16 protein-coding genes are annotated in these 16879 nt (G+C 69.5%); 11 read left to right on the top strand and 5 right to left on the bottom strand.

Annotated features, from left to right (window positions below; all coding sequences use genetic code 11):
• The first annotated feature begins 103 nt into the window (after positions 1-103).
• The 11 genes from C5E10_RS12440 (at position 104) to C5E10_RS12390 (ending at position 11770) form a co-directional block, all read left to right on the top strand.
• Positions 104-1303 carry a branched-chain amino acid ABC transporter substrate-binding protein gene (locus C5E10_RS12440; protein WP_104331878.1) on the top strand — a complete coding sequence of 400 codons (1200 nt, stop codon included), beginning with the start codon at positions 104-106 and terminating at the stop codon, positions 1301-1303.
• A gap of 57 nt (positions 1304-1360) precedes the next feature.
• Positions 1361-2251, top strand: coding sequence for a branched-chain amino acid ABC transporter permease (locus C5E10_RS12435; RefSeq protein WP_104242764.1), 891 nt, complete (start codon positions 1361-1363; stop codon positions 2249-2251).
• Positions 2252-2255: 4 nt separating this feature from the next.
• The gene (locus C5E10_RS12430; RefSeq protein WP_104242762.1) at positions 2256-3386 is read left to right on the top strand and encodes a branched-chain amino acid ABC transporter permease; all 1131 of its coding nucleotides are present in this window, start codon (positions 2256-2258) and stop codon (positions 3384-3386) included.
• Entirely contained in the window at positions 3383-4339 is a 957-nt protein-coding gene (locus tag C5E10_RS12425; RefSeq protein ID WP_104331877.1) for an ABC transporter ATP-binding protein, read from the top strand. The genes C5E10_RS12430 and C5E10_RS12425 overlap by 4 nt, the downstream gene beginning before the upstream one ends.
• Positions 4336-5046, top strand: a complete 711-nt coding sequence (locus tag C5E10_RS12420; protein WP_104331876.1) for an ABC transporter ATP-binding protein — start codon at positions 4336-4338, stop codon at positions 5044-5046. Before C5E10_RS12425 ends, C5E10_RS12420 begins: the two co-directional genes overlap by 4 nt.
• Positions 5047-5197: 151 nt before the next feature.
• On the top strand, positions 5198-6382 hold the full coding sequence (locus tag C5E10_RS12415) for an FAD-binding oxidoreductase (RefSeq protein WP_104331875.1): 1185 nt from the start codon (positions 5198-5200) through the stop codon (positions 6380-6382).
• Positions 6379-6639, top strand: a complete 261-nt coding sequence (locus tag C5E10_RS12410; RefSeq protein ID WP_104242754.1) for a (2Fe-2S)-binding protein — start codon at positions 6379-6381, stop codon at positions 6637-6639. Before C5E10_RS12415 ends, C5E10_RS12410 begins: the two co-directional genes overlap by 4 nt.
• Entirely contained in the window at positions 6636-8087 is a 1452-nt protein-coding gene (locus C5E10_RS12405) for an FAD-dependent oxidoreductase (protein ID WP_104331874.1), read from the top strand. Before C5E10_RS12410 ends, C5E10_RS12405 begins: the two co-directional genes overlap by 4 nt.
• Positions 8084-9025, top strand: coding sequence for a dihydrodipicolinate synthase family protein (locus C5E10_RS12400; RefSeq protein WP_104331873.1), 942 nt, complete (start codon positions 8084-8086; stop codon positions 9023-9025). Before C5E10_RS12405 ends, C5E10_RS12400 begins: the two co-directional genes overlap by 4 nt.
• Positions 9026-9231: 206 nt before the next feature.
• A complete protein-coding gene (locus C5E10_RS12395; RefSeq protein ID WP_104331872.1) occupies positions 9232-10239 on the top strand; it encodes a proline racemase family protein in 1008 nt (335 codons plus the stop codon).
• Between the two features lie 13 nt (positions 10240-10252).
• The gene (locus C5E10_RS12390; RefSeq protein ID WP_104331905.1) at positions 10253-11770 is read left to right on the top strand and encodes an aldehyde dehydrogenase family protein; all 1518 of its coding nucleotides are present in this window, start codon (positions 10253-10255) and stop codon (positions 11768-11770) included.
• Here C5E10_RS12390 and C5E10_RS12385 read toward each other — a convergent pair.
• Genes C5E10_RS12385 through C5E10_RS12365 form a run of 5 tightly spaced genes read right to left on the bottom strand, consistent with a single transcriptional unit; the run spans position 11761 to position 16863 of the window.
• Positions 11761-13146: an NtaA/DmoA family FMN-dependent monooxygenase gene (locus C5E10_RS12385; RefSeq protein WP_258071110.1), complete on the bottom strand. Its 1386-nt coding sequence runs from the start codon at positions 13144-13146 to the stop codon at positions 11761-11763. The genes C5E10_RS12390 and C5E10_RS12385 overlap by 10 nt on opposite strands.
• On the bottom strand, positions 13139-13903 hold the full coding sequence (locus C5E10_RS12380; RefSeq protein ID WP_104331870.1) for an energy-coupling factor transporter transmembrane protein EcfT: 765 nt from the start codon (positions 13901-13903) through the stop codon (positions 13139-13141). Before C5E10_RS12380 ends, C5E10_RS12385 begins: the two co-directional genes overlap by 8 nt.
• A complete protein-coding gene (locus C5E10_RS12375; protein WP_146080261.1) occupies positions 13900-15624 on the bottom strand; it encodes an ABC transporter ATP-binding protein in 1725 nt (574 codons plus the stop codon). The genes C5E10_RS12380 and C5E10_RS12375 overlap by 4 nt, the downstream gene beginning before the upstream one ends.
• A complete protein-coding gene (locus tag C5E10_RS12370) occupies positions 15614-16204 on the bottom strand; it encodes an ECF transporter S component (RefSeq protein ID WP_104331868.1) in 591 nt (196 codons plus the stop codon). The genes C5E10_RS12375 and C5E10_RS12370 overlap by 11 nt, the downstream gene beginning before the upstream one ends.
• Positions 16201-16863 carry a YkoF family thiamine/hydroxymethylpyrimidine-binding protein gene (locus C5E10_RS12365; RefSeq protein ID WP_104331867.1) on the bottom strand — a complete coding sequence of 221 codons (663 nt, stop codon included), beginning with the start codon at positions 16861-16863 and terminating at the stop codon, positions 16201-16203. The genes C5E10_RS12370 and C5E10_RS12365 overlap by 4 nt, the downstream gene beginning before the upstream one ends.
• Positions 16864-16879 lie beyond the last annotated feature (16 nt).

Genomic DNA, 16879 nt, shown 5'->3' with positions numbered 1-16879 from the left:
CTGAGGAAGGGCCTTCTGCGGACTTCTACCGAACAGTAATGTGTGACATCCCATCACCGGAGATGGTCCGGCGATTCTGACGTCTGTTCGGAAGGAACTCACCATGACTGCACGTCGTTCCACCAGCCCTCGGGGTGCTGGCATCTGGAAGAGAGTGCTCCTCCCCGGAGCTCTGCTCGCCACGGCCGCACTCGCCCTCACCGGATGCTCCGGGGGTGTCGCCGGAGGCGGGGACGCCGCATCCGAAGACGGACCCATCAAGTTGGGACTCGCGGCACCCTTCTCTGGTTCGGAATCGGCCTTCGGCCCGTACATGGAGAACGGCGCCCAGATGGCCGTCGACGAGCTCAACGAAGCAGGCGGAGTGCTCGGGCGCCAGCTGGAGCTGGTCACCGCCGACGACGCGTGCGACGCGACAAGCGCGACCGCCGCCGCGAACAAGCTCGTCACCGATGGTGTCGTCGCCTCGGTCGGCGGCTACTGCTCAGGAGCCACGCTTCCGACGCTGCCGATCTTCAACACGGCAGAGATCCCCATGGTGATCCCGGCCGCCAACTCGAACCAGCTCGTCGCAGCCGGCCTCGACAACGTGTTCCTCATCAACGGCACGGGGACGCAGCAGGCCCAGGCGATGCTGAAGTACGCCGAGAAGCAGGGCGTGAAGACGCTGGCGCTCGTCGACGACAACACGGACTACTCGACGGACCTCGCGAAGTCCGCCTCCGAGCAGGCGAAGGAGCTCGGCATCGAGGTCGTGCTCGAGGAGTCGGTCAACGCCGGCGAGTCCGACTACGCGGCCAACGTCAACAAGGTCGTCTCGGCGAACCCCGACATGATGTATTGGACCGGCTACTACCAGGAGGGTGGCCTGATCACCCAGCAGCTGCGATCGGCCGGCTACACGGGCAAGATCATGGTCGCGGATGGCTCGGTCGACGCGAAGTTCGCTGAGATCGCCGGCAGCTCCTCCGAGGGTGTGCTCGGCACGTTCACGCAGACCCCCGACATGCTCGAGGGTGCAACCGAGTGGATCGACGCCTACACCGAGAAGTTCGGCGCAGCGCCGGGACCCTACTCGACGCAGAGCTACGACGCCGTCCGCGTCGTCTCCCAGGCGATCGAGGACGCCGGCACCACCGAGGGCCCCGCGGTCATCGAGGCGCTCGGTGCCCTGGACGGCTTCGACATCTTCTCCGGCCCCCTCACCTTCACGGATGAGGGAACGCTGAGCGAGGGCGGCTTCGCCATCGTCACCGTCGGACCCGACGGCACCTTCATCCTCGAGGATGACCTGAAGAGCTAGTCAGCCACGGCGGGCGGGGAGGGAACTCCCCGCCCGCTTCTGCAGTCAGGAACCACTGTGATTCAACTCATCATCGACGGGCTCTTCGTCGGATCCTTCTACGCGCTCGTCGCACTCGGCTACAGCATGGTGTACGGCATCATCAAGCTGCTCAACTTCGCGCACGGCGACGTCTACATGGTCGGGGCGTTCGCCGGCCTCACCATCTTCTCGGCGTTCTCGGGCCTCGCGGGTGGCGGCATCCTGTCGATCCTGCTGGTCATGCTCCTCGCGATGATCTTCACGGGCATCCTCGGCGTGACCATCGAGCGGGTCGCCTACCGGCCGCTGCGTTCGAGCCCCAGGCTCGCGGTGCTCATCACCGCGGTCGGCATGTCCTTCATCCTCGAGTACGGAGTGCGCCAGATCTTCGGCCCGGACCCCAAGGTCTACCCGACGCGTCTCGAAGGGGAGACGCTCGACCTGCTCGGCGGCCGTATCACGATGCCGCAGATCGTCATGATGCTCGTCGCGGCGGCGCTCATGTTCGCGCTCAACACGTACATCATGCGCTCCCGAGACGGCCGCGCCATGCGGGCCATCGCGCTCGACCCCACGGCAGCGCAGCTCATGGGCGTCAACGTCAACAAGGTCATCTCGCGCACCTTCTTCATCGGCTCGGCCCTCGCGGGTGCGGCGGGCGTCATGGCTGGCGCCTACTACGGCACCATCGACTTCCTCGCCGGCTTCGTCATCGGGTTGAAGGCGTTCACGGCGGCCGTCATCGGCGGCATCGGCAGCCTCTACGGCGCCATGCTCGGCGGCCTCGTGCTCGGTCTGCTCGAGGCGTTCGGCACCCATTGGCTCGGCGGGGAGTGGCGTGACGTCTTCTCGTTCGCGTGCCTGATCCTCTTCCTGTCCTTCAGACCGACCGGCATCCTCGGTGCACGCGTCGTGGAACGGATGTGAACCCATGACCGACATCAGACTCCAGGCGCCTGCGCCCACCGTCGAGCGGCCCACGCCACGCAAGGGCATCCTGAACCCGAAGACGTTCATGAACCTGGTCGGCCTCGTGCTGTTCCTCTTCGCGTTCCTGCTGCCCTTCATCAACGCGACGCCGTACGTCATCTCCATCGGCACCTCCGCGATGATCTACATCATGCTCGCGATGGGCCTCAACATCGTCGTCGGCTACGCCGGTCTCCTCGACCTCGGCTACTACGCCTTCTTCGCCGTCGGTGCGTACACGGCCGGCGTCCTCAACACGCTGCTCGACATGCCGCTCATCGCGACGGTCCCGTTCGTGATCGTCGCGTGCATCCTCGCCGGTCTCATCATCGGCGGGCCGACGCTGCGACTGCGCAGCGACTATCTCGCGATCGTGACCCTCGGGTTCGGTGAGATCATCCGTCTCACCGCCAACAATCTCGAGGTCACGGGTGGCCCGTCCGGCATCTCCGGCATCGACACGTTCGAGTTCTTCGGCTGGTCGTTCGCGGATGGTCTCACGATCGGCGGCATCGAGTTCAACGGCAAGATCCTGCTCTACTTCCTCTGCGTCATCATCGCCGGTGGTGCCGCGATCATCGCCGCCTCGAGACTGGGCAAGGGCAAGATGGGTCGCGCCTGGCGCGCCATCAAGGATGACGAGGATGCGGCCGAGGCCATGGGTGTCAACACGTACACCACGAAGCTCGGCGCGTACGTGCTCGGCGCCGTCTTCGGCGGACTCGCGGGTGTGCTGATGGCAGCGCACCAGACGGCGATCAGTCCGACCTCGTTCGTGTTCCTCAACTCGGCCCTGCTGCTCATGGCGGTCGTGCTCGGCGGCATGGGCTCCATCCCGGGTGTCATCGTCGGCGCGCTGCTCGTGTCGCTGCTGCCCGAGATCCTGCGCGAGTTCTCCGACTGGCGCTTCCTGGTGTTCGGCGTGCTGCTGGTGATCATGATGATCTTCCGGCCGCAGGGCATCTGGCCGGCGACGGCGATCCTGCCGTTCCTCAAGTCGCGAGCCAAGGGCGAGGCGCCGTCTCCGAAGGACGGCTTCTCGGCCCATGAGGCGCCCGACGCCAACATCGACCTCTCGAAGGAGCAGGCATGAGCCAGGTTTCAGGCACGGGTGACGTGTACGGCACGGCGCCCATCGACGTGCCGAAGACGGAGTCGGTGACCGCGGTCGCCGAGGAGTTCAGGCGGGCGCATCAGGGTGAGCCGTTGCTCTCGGTCCGTGATTTGCGGCTGCAGTTCGGCGGTGTGAAGGCGGTCGACGGGACGTCGTTCGATGCGTACGCGGGTGAGATCATCTCGGTGATCGGGCCGAACGGGGCGGGCAAGACGAGTGCGTTCAACTGCATCACCGGCTTCTATCGGCCGACGTCGGGCTCGATCACCTTCGACGGCGAGAGCATCATGCGCAAGCAGCCGTCGACGATCACGCGCCTCGGGTTGAGCCGCACCTTCCAGAACGTCCGCATGTTCCGGGACATGTCGGTCATCGACAACGTGAAGACGGCCATGCACGCGCGCATCCGTCAGAACGTGTTCCAGACGATGCTGCACACGTTCGGCTACAAGAAGGTCGAGGCCCAGGCGCTCGAGGATGCGCGCGGCTGGCTCGACTTCGTCGGCTACTCGCTCGACGATGAGCTGCTCGCGTCGCAGCTGCCGTATGGCGAGCAGCGCCGCGTGGAGATCGCGCGGGCGCTCGCCACGCAGCCCAAGCTGCTGCTGCTCGATGAGCCTGCTGCTGGCCTCAACCACAACGAGAAGCAGGAGCTCATCGCGCTGATCCGCAAGATCAGGGATCTCGGCGTCGGAATCGTGCTCATCGAGCACGACATGGGTCTCGTGATGGAGATCTCGGAGCGCGTGATCGTGCTCAACTTCGGCCGAGAGATCGCCGATGGTCTGCCCGCGGACGTCAAGAACGACCCTCGGGTCATCGAGGCGTACCTCGGTGTCGAGGATCCCGAGGAGGATCCCGAGGACGAGCACGAGGGCGAGCCGGACGGCGGGCCCGAGAACCAGCGAGTGGACGAGGGGGACCGGTCATGAGCGTCGAGCTCGAGATCAAGGATGTGGATCTCTTCTACGGGCGCGTGCAAGCGCTTCGTGGTCTGTCGATCGAGGTCAACGAGGGCGAGGTCGTCTCGCTGCTCGGCAACAACGGTGCGGGCAAGACGAGCACGCTCACGATGCTCTCTGGACTGGCCAGGGCGAAGCGCGGAACGATCATGTGGCGCGGCAAGGACATCGCGAATGCGAAGCCGTGGGACCTCGTGCGCGACGGGCTCATCCACGTGCCTGAGGGCAGGCGCATCTTCTCGACGATGTCGGTGCACGAGAACCTCCTGCTCGGTGGCTACCAGGTGAAGGACCAGAAGGTCGTCGCTGAGCGTGTCGAGGAGTGCTACGAGCTCATGCCGCGGCTCCTCGAGCGACGCACTCAGCAGGGCGGCACCCTGTCGGGCGGTGAGCAGCAGATGGTGGCGATCGCGCGAGCGTATGTCGGCGGCCCGAAGCTGATGCTGCTCGACGAGCCGTCGATGGGGCTCGCCCCGCTGGTCGTGAAGCAGGTCATGGAGCTCATCGGGCGCATCAATGAGCGCGGTGCGACGGTGCTGCTCGTCGAGCAGAACGCCCGTGCCGCGCTCAAGGTGGCGCATCGTGCCTATGTCATCGAGCATGGCCGCGTGACGCTCTCGGGCCTCGCTGCCGACTTGGCGAAGGACAAGGCGGTCATCGAGGCGTACCTGGGCTGAGCGCGCTCGCGGGGCGGGTCGGCCCCGCTGGCCGGTCGTGGTTCTGCTGGCCGGTCGCGGATGGACGCCCCGCTGGCCCGTCCCGATTGCGGGGCGGGCCAGGCTTGCACCAGTTGATGGTGTGTGACATATTACTGACAGGAGGTGCGAGATGGGCAGGTACGACGTCGTGATCATCGGCGGTGGCATCATCGGAGCGGCCTGCGCTGCCGAGCTCGCCGGCCGTGGTCGGCGAGTCGCGCTCGTCGAACGCGGTCGCGTCGCGAGCGGCACAAGCGCTCACTGCGAAGGCAACCTGCTCGTCTCCGACAAGGGGCCAGGCGCCGAGCTCGAGCTCTCGAAGCTCGCCAACGCAGCCTGGTCGACGCTCGCCGGAACCTTCCGCGACGAGCTCGGCCACGATTTTCCCGACATCGAGTTCGAAGCCAAGGGCGGCCTCGTCGTCGCGACGACCGACGGGGGAGCGGCTGCCCTTCTGGACTTCGCGTCCACGCAGCGCGACGCGCAGGTCGCGGCGGAGCCCCTCACGCACGCCGAGGCTCGAGAGCTCGAGCCGTGGATCACCGAGCGGATGACCGCAGCCGTCTGGTATCCGGGCGACAGTCAGGTGCAGCCGACGATCGCGACCGAAGCGCTCGTCGCCCTCGCGAGGGCGCGCGGGGCGAGCATCCTCGAGCATCACGATGTGGTGGGCGCGATCCGTGAGAGGGACCGCCTCGTCGGCGTCCGCACCTCGGCCGGCGACGTCCGCGGCGCTGAGATCGTCGTGGCCGCCGGCCCGTGGTCCGGCGAGGTCTCCGCGACCCTCGGCGTGCCACTCCCCGTTCGTCCGCGCCGCGGAGTCGTCCTCGTCACGGCGAAGATGCCCCAGCGCGTCTTCCACAAGGTGTACGACGCGGACTACGTCGGTGCCGTCGGGTCCGGCGACGCGGGGCTCATGACCTCGAGCGTCGTCGAGTCGACTCCCGGTGGCACGGTGCTCATCGGCTCGAGTCGCGAGCAGGTCGGCTTCGACGATGCGTTCCGCGCGAACGTGCTCGGCCAGCTCGCCGTGAAGGCGATCTCGATCTTCCCCTTCCTCGCCCAGACGGCCGTCATCCGCAGCTACTCGGGCTTCCGCCCCTTCATGCCGGACCACCTGCCGCTCATCGGCCAGGATGCGCGCCTGCCTGGCCTCTGGCACGCCACCGGCCACGAGGGGGCCGGCATCGGCCTCTCACTGCCCACGGCGTCGCTGATCGGGGATCTCATGGACGGCAGATCGACGCAGATCGATGCAGCCCTGTTCTCACCGACCCGCGCGACGCTCGCCGGAGAACTGGAGGCGGTCGCATGAGCGAGCGCGCCGACAAGCCCGTGCGCATCACCGTCGACGGTGAGACAGTGGAAGGTCTCGAGGGGCAGAGCATCGCCGGCGTCCTGCTCGGCTCCGGTCGGGTCTCCTGGCGCGAGACCGCCGTCGCGGGAAAGCCGCGCGGCCTGTTCTGCGGCATCGGCGTGTGCTTCGACTGCCTCGTCACGGTGGACGGCGTGCCGGACGTCCGAGCGTGCCAGAGGCGCGCCTGCGAGGGGGATGAGGTGAGTTCTCAATGAGCTCGAGGCAGCCCAAGGAGTCGACGGAGCGCCACGTCGCCGTCGTCGGCGGGGGTCCCGCAGGTCTCGCGGCCGCACTGGCCGCAGCGGAGGCCGGGGCCCGCGTGACGCTCATCGAGTCGAGTCGGGAGCTCGGCGGCCAGTACTGGCGTCACCTGCCGAAGGAGCGCGATGGCGAGGGGCAGGCTGCGATGCACCACGGCTGGACGGCGTTCCTGGATCTCGACCGACGTGTCCGCTCGCACGCCCGGATCACCCTGCTCAGCGAGACGAGCGTGTGGGCCGTCGGGCTGCCCGCGCTGGAGCTGCTCACCGGCACGTCCGATGCGGCCGACCGCGTGCGCTCGACCCTCGAGCCCGATGCGGTTGTGGTCGCGACAGGTGCCCACGACCGCACCCTCCCGTTTCCCGGCTGGGACCTCCCCGGCGTCTACACCGGGGGTGCCGCTCAGGCCTTCGCGAAGAGCGAGCGCATCGCGGTCGGCGACACCGTCGTGGTCGCCGGCGCGGGTCCGTTCCTTCTCCCCGTCGCGGCCTCACTCGCCCAGGTCGGCTCCAAGGTCGTGGAGGTCGTCGAGGCCAACCGCATCCCCCGTCTCGCTTCGGGCTGGCTGCCCAAGCCGTGGCAGCTCGCGGGTGCCCCTGGCAAGGTGCAGGAGCTCTTCGGCTACGTCGCCGGTCAGCTGCGGCACCGCATTCCGTACCGAGTCGGCGAAGCTGTCGTCGAGGCGCACGGGGAGGGGCGCGTCGAGCGCGTCACGATCATGAGCGTCGACGCTCAGTGGCGGCCCATCGCCGGCAGTGAGCGAGAGGTCGCGTGCGACGCCGTCTGCGTGACGCACGGCTTCACCCCGCGGCTCGAGGTGGCGATCGCGGCTGGCTGCGCGCTCGACGACAGCCGGTTCGTGATCATCGACGAGTCCTGCGCCACGAGCACCTCCGACGTGTACGCGGCGGGCGAGGTGACGGGCATCGGCGGTGTCGACCTCTCCCTCGCCGAGGGGCGCGTGGCCGGGCACTGCGCGGCGGGTGGTGCGTCCAGCGACCCTCAGATCAGCGCAGCCCAGCGCAAGCGCGCCATCTTCGGGTCGTTCGCGGCGCGCATCGAGGCGGCGCACGGCGTGCGGCCGGGCTGGCAGGAGTGGCTGCGCGAGGACACCATCGTGTGCCGCTGCGAAGAGGTGACCGCCGGTCAGCTGCGGCGGAAGGCCGCCGCCACGCACTCGCACAGTCTGCGCTCCCAGAAGCTCTCCACTCGAGCCGGTCTCGGCATCTGCCAGGCCCGCATCTGCGGCCGCAGTGCCGAGGAGCTCATCGAGACGGTGATCGGGCGTGGTCTCGACGAGGGCATCGTCGACCGTCGACCCATCCAGACCCCCATCCGGCTCGCTGAGCTGGCAGGAACCTCAGAAGAACAGCATCCCCTGACAGGAAGGCAACACCCATGACCCAAGCAGCCTCAACCCACCTCGACCTCGGCGGAGTCGTCGTCGCGACGGCCCTTCCCTACAAGGAGGACGCCTCTGCTCCCGCCGGCCTGGCCGTCGACTTCGAGGCATACGCCGAGCACTGCAACTGGCTCATCGAGAACGGCTGCCGGGGTGTCGGCCCCAACGGCTCGCTCGGCGAGTACTCGTCCCTCACCGACGAGGAGCGCCGCAAGGTCGTGCAGGTCGCCGTCGAGGCTGTGGGCGACCGCGGCATCGTCGTCGCGGGCGTGCACGGTCCAGGGTGGCACCAGGCCCAGCACTGGGCTCAGCTCGCCAAGGAAGACGGCGCCCACGGCGTGCTCTGCCTCCCACCCACCATGTACCGGTCTGCGGACGCGGATGTCATCGAGCACTTCGCGAAGGTCGCCGAAGTGGGACTGCCCGTCATGATCTACAACAACCCGCTCGACACGAAGGTCGACCTCCGCCCGGAGCTCGTCGCGGAGATCGCGAAGATCGACGGCATCGTCGCCGTCAAGGAGTTCTCCGGCGACGTGCGGCGCGCGTTCGAGATCCAGGAGGCCTGCGAGGCGGCCGGTTCGACGATCGACGTCATCGCGGGCAGCGATGACGTGCTCTTCGAGCTCATGATCGACGGTGCCACCGGCTGGTTCGCCGGCTACCCGAACGTCTTCCCCGCCGAGGCCGTGGCGATCTACGACCACATGGCCGCGGGCCGCTACGTCGAGGCACGTGAGATCTACAAGAGCCTCATCGCTGCGTTCCGCTGGGACTCCCGCGTCGAGTTCGTGCAGGCCATCAAGCTCGGCATGGACATGGTGGGCCGCAACGGCGGGCCGTGCCGCCCGCCGCGCGCTGCGCTGACGCCGGAGATGGAGGCGCGCGTGCGAGCCGACACGCAGCGCGCCCTCGACGCGCTCGCCACCCTCAAGTAGGGTCGCAGCAGACACGGGGGTCGCTTTCCTGGCCTCTCTGCCGTCTGCTTGCGGGGGCTCTTCCCGCACCAATGCGACGCAATCCGGCAATAGCGCTGGTTGCGTCTGGCCCGCGGGGCGATCCCCCCTCATCTCGCTGGGCCGGCCGCCCGGGGCGTCCCCCCGCCCTGGGCGGCCCCTCACTTCCGATCACGAGGTCTTTTCTCATGCGAGCATCACGAGTCATCTCCGCCGTCGATTCCCACACCGAGGGCATGCCGACCAGGGTCGTCACGGGTGGGGTCGGGGTCATCCCCGGTGCCACGATGAACGAGAAGCGGCTGTACGTGCAGGAGCATCGCGACGACCTGCGGACGTTCCTGATGCGGGAGCCGCGCGGGCACTCGGCGATGAGCGGCAGCATCCTCCAGCCGTCCACGCGCCCGGATGCCGACTTCGGCGTCCTGTACATCGAGGTCTCCGGACTGCTGCCCATGTGCGGCCACGGGACGATCGGCACGGCGACGGTGCTGGTCGAGACGGGCATGGTGGAGGTCCACGAGCCGGAGACCGTCATCCGGCTCGATACCCCGGCGGGTCTCGTGATCGCGCGCGTCGAAGTGAGCGAGGGACGCGCTGTTAGCGTTACCATCGAGAATGTGCCCAGCTTCTGCGAACGCCTCGACGCCGTCGTCCCGGTGCCGGAACTCGGCATCGACGCGCTCCGCTACTCGCTCGCGTTCGGCGGCAACTACTACGCCATGGTCGACCTCGACGACGTCGATCTGCCCTTCGACCGAGCCCGGAAAGACGACATCATGCGCGCCGGTCTCGCGATCATGGACGCCATCAACACCCACGACGCGCCCAAGCATCCGACCATCGAGGGGGTCGACCACGTGCACCACGTCGAGTTCATCGCACCAGGCTCTACCGCCGCCCACTCGCGTCACGCGATGGCGATCTACCCTGGCTGGTTCGACCGCTCACCCTGCGGCACCGGCACCTCCGCCCGCATGGCGGAGCTGCACGCAAGAGGCGAGCTGCCGCTGCACACCGACTTCGTCAACGAGTCGTTCATCGGCACGAGTTTCACCGGGCAGCTCATCGACGAGGCCCAGGTCGGTGACCGGCCGGCCGTGATCCCGACCATCACCGGCCGCGCGTGGATCACCGGCATGGGCCAGTACATGCTCGACCCGACAGACCCCTTCCCGGCAGGATTCGAATTCTAGATTGGACTCATCGATGAGCACACCCACCCCGCATACCAGCGACGTCGAGCTCGAGCAGATCCTCGCGGCAGCCGCCGTGGCCGCCCCCCTCTGGGCAGCGACCCCACCGACCCAGCGCGCCACCGCCCTCATCGCGGTCGCCGACGCGCTCGACGCCGCGGCGGGGGAGCTCATCCCCATCGGCATGCGCGAGACCGGCCTCGCTCAGGCCCGCCTCACGGGCGAGCTGAAGCGCACGACCGTGCAGCTCCGCCTCTTCGCCGACGTCATCCGCGACGGCTCGTACCTCGACGTCCGACTCGATGAGGCCGACCCGGACTTCGTGCTCGGCCCGCGGCCCGACGTGCGGCGGATGCTCGTGCCGGTGGGAGTCGCCGTCAACTTCTCCGCGTCGAACTTCCCCTTCGCCTTCTCCGTGGCCGGTGGCGACTCCGCCGCCGCGCTCGCCGCGGGATGCGCGCTCATCGTGAAGGGCCACTCGGGGCACCCGGAGCTGTCCGTGGCCACGGCCCGCGTCGTCGAGGGCGCCCTCCGCGAGTCCGGAGCCCCCGATGGCGTCTTCGCGCTCGTGATCGGCCAGCAGGCCGGGGTCACCGTGCTCGAGGACAACCGCGTCGACGTCGGGACCTTCACCGGGTCGATCCGCGTTGGCCGCCTGCTCGCCGACAAGGCCGCGGCCCGCCCCCGCCCCATCCAGTTCTACGGCGAGCTCGGCAGCGTCAACCCCGTCTTCGTGACCGGTGCTGCGCTCGCGGAGCGCGGCGAGGAGATCGCTGCGGGCTACGCGGCCTCAGTCGCCGGTTCGGCAGGTCAGCTGTGCACGAAGCCCGGCTTCCTCTGGGTCCCCGCGACGGATGCGGCGGCCGAGCTGCAGCTGCACGTCTCGCAGGCGGCCGAGCAGGCCCCCGAGCACCGGCTCCTCAACCCGAGCATCGGCCGCGCGTACCTCGAACGTCGGGCGGCCGTGCTCGACGCGGACGGTGTGCGGGTCGTCGCCGAGGGCGCTGTGCGCAGCGATGACGACGGCAACGTGTGGGCGACGCCGACGATCGTGGCAGTGCCGGCGAGCAAGCTCGCCGCGGGTGACGAGACGCTGCTCGACGAGGTGTTCGGGCCGTTCTCGGTCATCGTCGAGTACGACGACGAGACGTCGCTGGCGCCGAGCCTCGAGGAGCTATATGTCGGCAACCTCACGGGCACGGTGCACGCCGCCGCCGGTGAGCAGTCGCCAGCGCTCTCCGCGCTCGTCGCGGGGCTCGCGAGGAAGACGGGACGAGTGCTCTTCGGCGGCTGGCCGACCGGCGTCGCCGTCACGCCCGCCATGCAGCACGGCGGGCCGTACCCGGCGACGTCGAACGACACCTCCACGTCGGTCGGCACCGCATCCATCTCCCGCTTCCTGCGCGGTGTCGCCTATCAGGGTGCGCCGCAGGAGGCTCTCCCGGAGCCGCTGCAGGACGCCAACCCGTGGGGTGTGCCGCAGCAGCGGGCCGCCGCGGGGCAGTCGGCCAGCTGGGGTTCTCAGGGCTGAGCCCTCGGGGGTGGCTGAGCTCTCGGGGTGTCCTTGGCGGCCAGGCGCGAACGCAGCGTCGGCGCCGAGGGCGCTGCGGCAGGTTCGCTGAGGCGGCCGCGCCTGCGCAGCTCGGGAACCACGTGCTCGACGAAGTCCTCGAGCGAGCCGGGTAGGAGGGCCGGGGTCACGACGAAGCCGTCAGCCGCCCCGGCATCCTGCCACTCGCACAGTTCGTCGGCGATGTCGGCGCCGCTGCCGAGCGGGGACGGCGTGAGCTGGTCGAACGACTGGCGCAGGGCGAGATCGCGGACGGTGAGGCCCTCCCTGGCGGAGACGGCCGCGAGCATGTCCTCGAAGCCATCGCTTCCCGTCGCGCCCCGGTGAGCGGCAAGGAAGCCCTCGGCGTCCCCGTCGAGTCGCAGCGTCGCGGCGTCCGCGTGCATGAGCCGCGCGAGCGAGCGCACTGCAGAGCCCTCGTCGATGTGCGCGAGGAGCGAGCTGCGGACGCCGACTGCATCGATACGCGTCGATCCAGCGATCGGCTGGATCGCAGCGCACACACGGAGCTCGTCCGGATCGCGTCCCGCGAGTCTGGCCCGCTCGCGAAGCTCGGTGCGCACCGCACGGTTGCCATCGATGCCGTCGGCCGCGACGAAGACCAGCTCCGCCCACCTCGCGGCGAACTGCATGCCGCGCGGCGAGGCTCCCGCCTGCATGAGCACCGGATGTCCCTGGGGGCTCCTCGGGAGGCTCAGCGGGCCGGGTGCCGCCGCACGTTCTCGCGGCGCCGGAGTGCGCGACACGAGGCTCGGATCGGCGAACACGCCGCTCCGGGCGTCCTGCACGAGCGCAGCCGGATCCCACGTGCCCATGAGCTCGAGCACCTGCGCCACGACACGGTCGGCGCGGTCGTAGCGCTGCACCTTCGGGGGGATGCGGTCGAGGCCGAGGTTGCGCGCCTCGGCATCCGTCGTCGAGGTCACGATGTTCCAGGCCACGCGCCCCGCGGAGAGGTGGTCGAGGCTCGAGAGCGTCCGCGCTATGGCGTACGGCGGCAGGAACGTGGTCGACACGGTCGCCCCGAGTCCGATGCTCCGAGTCGCCCCGATGACGGCGCTCAGCACAGTGATGGGGTCGAGCGTCACGGCCCCCTTGCCGCCGCTGGCGAGGGTCGTCGCCACGTCGCCCAGGGCGTCTTCCGGGATCGCGAGCGCGTCTGGCAGGAACATTAGGTCGAAGCCGCCGCCTTCGAGGAGTCGCGCGATGTCGATGTACGAGCTGGCGCTCAGCCAGTCGCCGTTCGAGTCCGGGTGTTGCCAGGCGGCGGCGTAGCGCTGGGTCGGCGGGTTGACCATCCCGACGAGCGTGAGCCGACGCGTGCTTGTCTCAGACAAGCGATAGCCCCGTTCCCGCGGCGATGCCGAGCGTGGCCGCGAGTGCGAACGCGCAGAGCACGACGATGGCGAGTGCCGCGTCGCGGGCGTCGAGCGCGACCGGGCGCCAGACGGTGCGGGGACCCGCTCCGAGGCCTCGCGACTCGAGAGCCTGGGCTATGCGCTCACCGGAGCGGATCGAGACGACGAGCAGTGAGAACGCGGCAGCGCCGAACGCGGTGACCCCGGTGCGCGGCGTGCCGTCTCGTCCGAGCGGCGCCCGGACGGCCTGCGCGGCGCGGATGCTCTGCCACTCGCTCGGCAGCAGCTGCAGGAGGCGGAATCCGGCGAGCAGGGCGTACGCGAAGCGGGGGCTGAGCCTGGCGTGCTGCGTGAGGCTCGTCATGAGGTCACGGGGCGGAGTGCTGGCGATGAATGCGATCGACAGCATGCCGATGACCGTCGTGCGCAGCGCCAGCGCGAACCCGATGGCGAGGCCCTCGCCGGTCACCCGAACCGGCAGGCCTTCGAGGATCTCGCTTCCTGGACGGCTGAGCGCGTTGACCAGGACCAGGCCGATCCCGAACGCGACGAAGGGGACGGACGCGGCGAGCAGTCTTCCCGGGGTGAGTCTCGTCGTGGTCAGCACGGCGATGATCGCGAGCACGGTCAGCACGCCAAGGGTGAGCGGATTCAGGATGAACAGCGTCGCGAGCGAGCAGGCGAACAGCACCGCGAGCTTGACGGTGGGGTTGCGGCGCTCGAGGGAGGGGCTCATGCCGCGACCTGTGTCGGGGCGCCGTCGAGTTCGCGCAGGATCGCGCGCGCCAGCTCGGCGGGGAAGCGACGCGCCTGGAGCCAGCTCAGCAGCGGCGTTCGCTCGAGGCCCGCTGCGGCGAGGAGGCTCGCGTCCTGGAGGAGCTGGAACGGCGTCGTCTCGGCGATGAGCCCGCCCTCGGCGAGGACCAGCACGCGGTCGGCGTACGTGCAGACGGCGCGCAGCTCGTGGCTGGAGAAGAGCACGCCGCAGCCGCTGCGCGCGGTGCGCTCGAGGGCGTGCATCGCGGCGATGCTCGAACGGCGGTCCAGGCCGAAGCTGGGCTCGTCGGCGAGGAGGAACGGCCGGTCGTGCGCGAGCATGGCGGCGATGCTCACCCGCCGCTGCTGCCCGCCCGAGAGGCGGAATGGGCTGTGGTCGAGGTGCGCCGAGAGGTCGAAGCGGGTGATCAGCTCGGCGACGCGCTCGGCGTCATCCGCTCCGAGGCCGTGCTCGATCTCGCGCCGCACGGTCGGCTGGGAGAACTGGTGCTCCGGGTTCTGGAAGATGAGGCCGGGGCGGGGGCCGTGCACCTGGCCCGAGCGGGGCCGCGCGAGACCCGCGAGCGTTCGCAGCAGGCTCGACTTCCCGCATCCGTTGCGGCCGAGGAGCGCCACGACCTCACCCGCTCTGAGCTGGAAGTTCAGGCCTCGGAGGACCGCTTCCGAGGTGTTCTTCGTGCGAGGGCGCTTCGGTGCCCCGCCAGCGACGACGTCGAGGTTATCGACGCTCAGGGCTTCCGCCTCGCGGGTCGGCCTCACGGGCGTCGCTCCGGCTGCGCCGGCTGCGGCGCGGGCGCCGAGCGCGGCGACCCGGTCTGCGACCTCGTCGTTCGCGAGTCCGCCCTCGAGGCCGGTGAGTGCGGCGAGTTCCGCGTCGAGCGGCAGCCAGCACCCCGCCTCCTGCAATGCCGCTGCGTGCTCGACCAGCACGCGCGCCGTCGGGCCGTCGTGGGCGACGACACCACCGCGCGCGACCACGATTGTTCGTCCCGGGAGGCCCGCGATGCCGCGCGCTCCCGCGTACTCGTCGAGCCGGTGCTCGACGAGCACGATCGTGGATGCTCGTGCAGAGGCCGCGTCGACCGCCTGTCGGACCGACGCGATTCCCGCAGGGTCGAGCATCGATGTGGGCTCGTCGAGCACCAGGACACGGGGCTCCGTGACGATGGCCGCGGCGAGGGCCACGCGCTGGGTCTCGCCGCCCGAGAGCGTCGCCGTGCGACGGTCGGCGAGCTTCCCCGCGCCGACGAGGTCGAGGGCCGCGCGCACTGCTGGCCCCATCGCCTCTGGCACCCAGGCGTGGTTCTCGAGCGGGAACGCGACCTCGTCGGCGACGTCGGGGAGGCACACCGAGGAGCTCGGGTTCTGCGCGACGACGGAGAGGTGCCGGGAGAGGCGCGGCACGTCCGACTCCTGCGTATCCACCCCGCAGATGCGGATGCGCCCGCTGACCTGGGCGGGGACGGTGTGGGGGATGACCCCGCTGAGCGCCTGCAGCAGCGTCGACTTCCCCGCCCCTGACGGCCCGATGACAAGCACGTGCTCGCCAGGTGCCACGCGCAGATCCACTGGCCCGAGACCATCTCCAGACGAGTGGATCGCCTCGAATCCGACCGCCTCGATGTCGGCGCTTGAGATATCGGTGCTCGAGATGTCGGCGCTCGAGCTGTCAGGCCGCACGGCGAGCGGCGAGCGGCTTCGAGTCCTGCACGATCGCGAAGTTGTCGAGAACTCCGGTGCGCACAAGCGAATCGACGATGAGCTTCGCGAGGAGGCCGCCGAGGATGATGCCAGAGGCGAGCTGGATGCCGAAGCGCAGGAACAGGATCTCCTGGCCGTACCAGCCTGAGCGGAACGCCGAGTAGAAGAACACGAGGCCAGCGCCGAGCGCGCCGGAGATCGCGTACCGCAGCCAGCCGTACTTCCGGTACCGGCCGAGCGCGAACGGCAGCTCGCTGCCGATGCCCTGGATGGCGGCGGCGACGAAGAGCAGGGGGCCGACGGCGGAGCCGAGGAACACGACCTCGATGACGGAGGCGAGCACCTCCGCGATGACGCCGACGAACGGCCGGCGGATGATGGCGATCGCGATGGGGGCGACGAGCAGCCAGCCGCCGAAGAGGAAGTGCTGGGCGAGGTCGCCAGCTGGCCCCATCGCGATGGAGAGCGCAGTCCACGCCTGCACGAGAGCCCAGTACAGGAAGCCGAAGACCGTGCCGAGCACGACCATGAGCACGATGTCTCGCAGCTTGAGGCTCATGCGCGGGCCTCGGCTGCCGAGTCGATTGCCGCTTCTGCCTGGCCGCTTGCGTGGCTGGGGCTGTTCAGCGAGATCGTGAGGTGACTCGTCACATGCTGCACGTGCGCCCCGACCCCCGCCCAAGCGACCGCGACCGTCTCGAGCACGCGCCCGAGGTCGCCGCTGAGCTTCGTCACGAAATGCTCGGAGGCCACGAACGTGCCGCTCGCCTTCGCCGTCTCGATGGCCGCGTAGATCTCGCGCATGTGGTCGGGCGTCCGCTCTGCCGAGCCCGCATCCTCGAGGGGGTAGAGCGCCCACTCCGCGCTCGCGAAGCTGCCAGACCTCCGCCCGCGGGGCGCATCCACTCGCCTGGGGCCGGCGCCTCCCGGCAGATCGCACACGGCCTCGCCGGGGCAGCCGCGAGACAGCAGCACCTGGATGGAGGCGTGCAGCCCCGTCGCCGCGATGTGCTGCGAGAGGTCGGTGAGCCAGCGCAGCAGCGACTGCTCGTCGCCGCCCGCGTAGGTGCTCACGTCGCCCGTCTCGAGCACGAGGCCGGAAGAGTCGGCGGCGTCGAGTGCGGCGAGGATCACGTCGACGTATCGGTCGGACATGACCGAGACGGTGACTCGTGCGCCCACCCCGAATGCGAGCGGGTCCTGGGTGATGGTTTCCATGTGCGTGCCTTCCGTC

Origin of the sequence: Pseudoclavibacter sp. RFBG4 (assembly GCF_002931515.1) — a bacterium.
Taxonomy (GTDB): Bacteria; Actinomycetota; Actinomycetes; order Actinomycetales; family Microbacteriaceae; genus Pseudoclavibacter.
The sequence above is the reverse complement of the archived record's forward strand: the minus strand, read 5'-3'. Positions and strand labels throughout refer to the sequence as shown.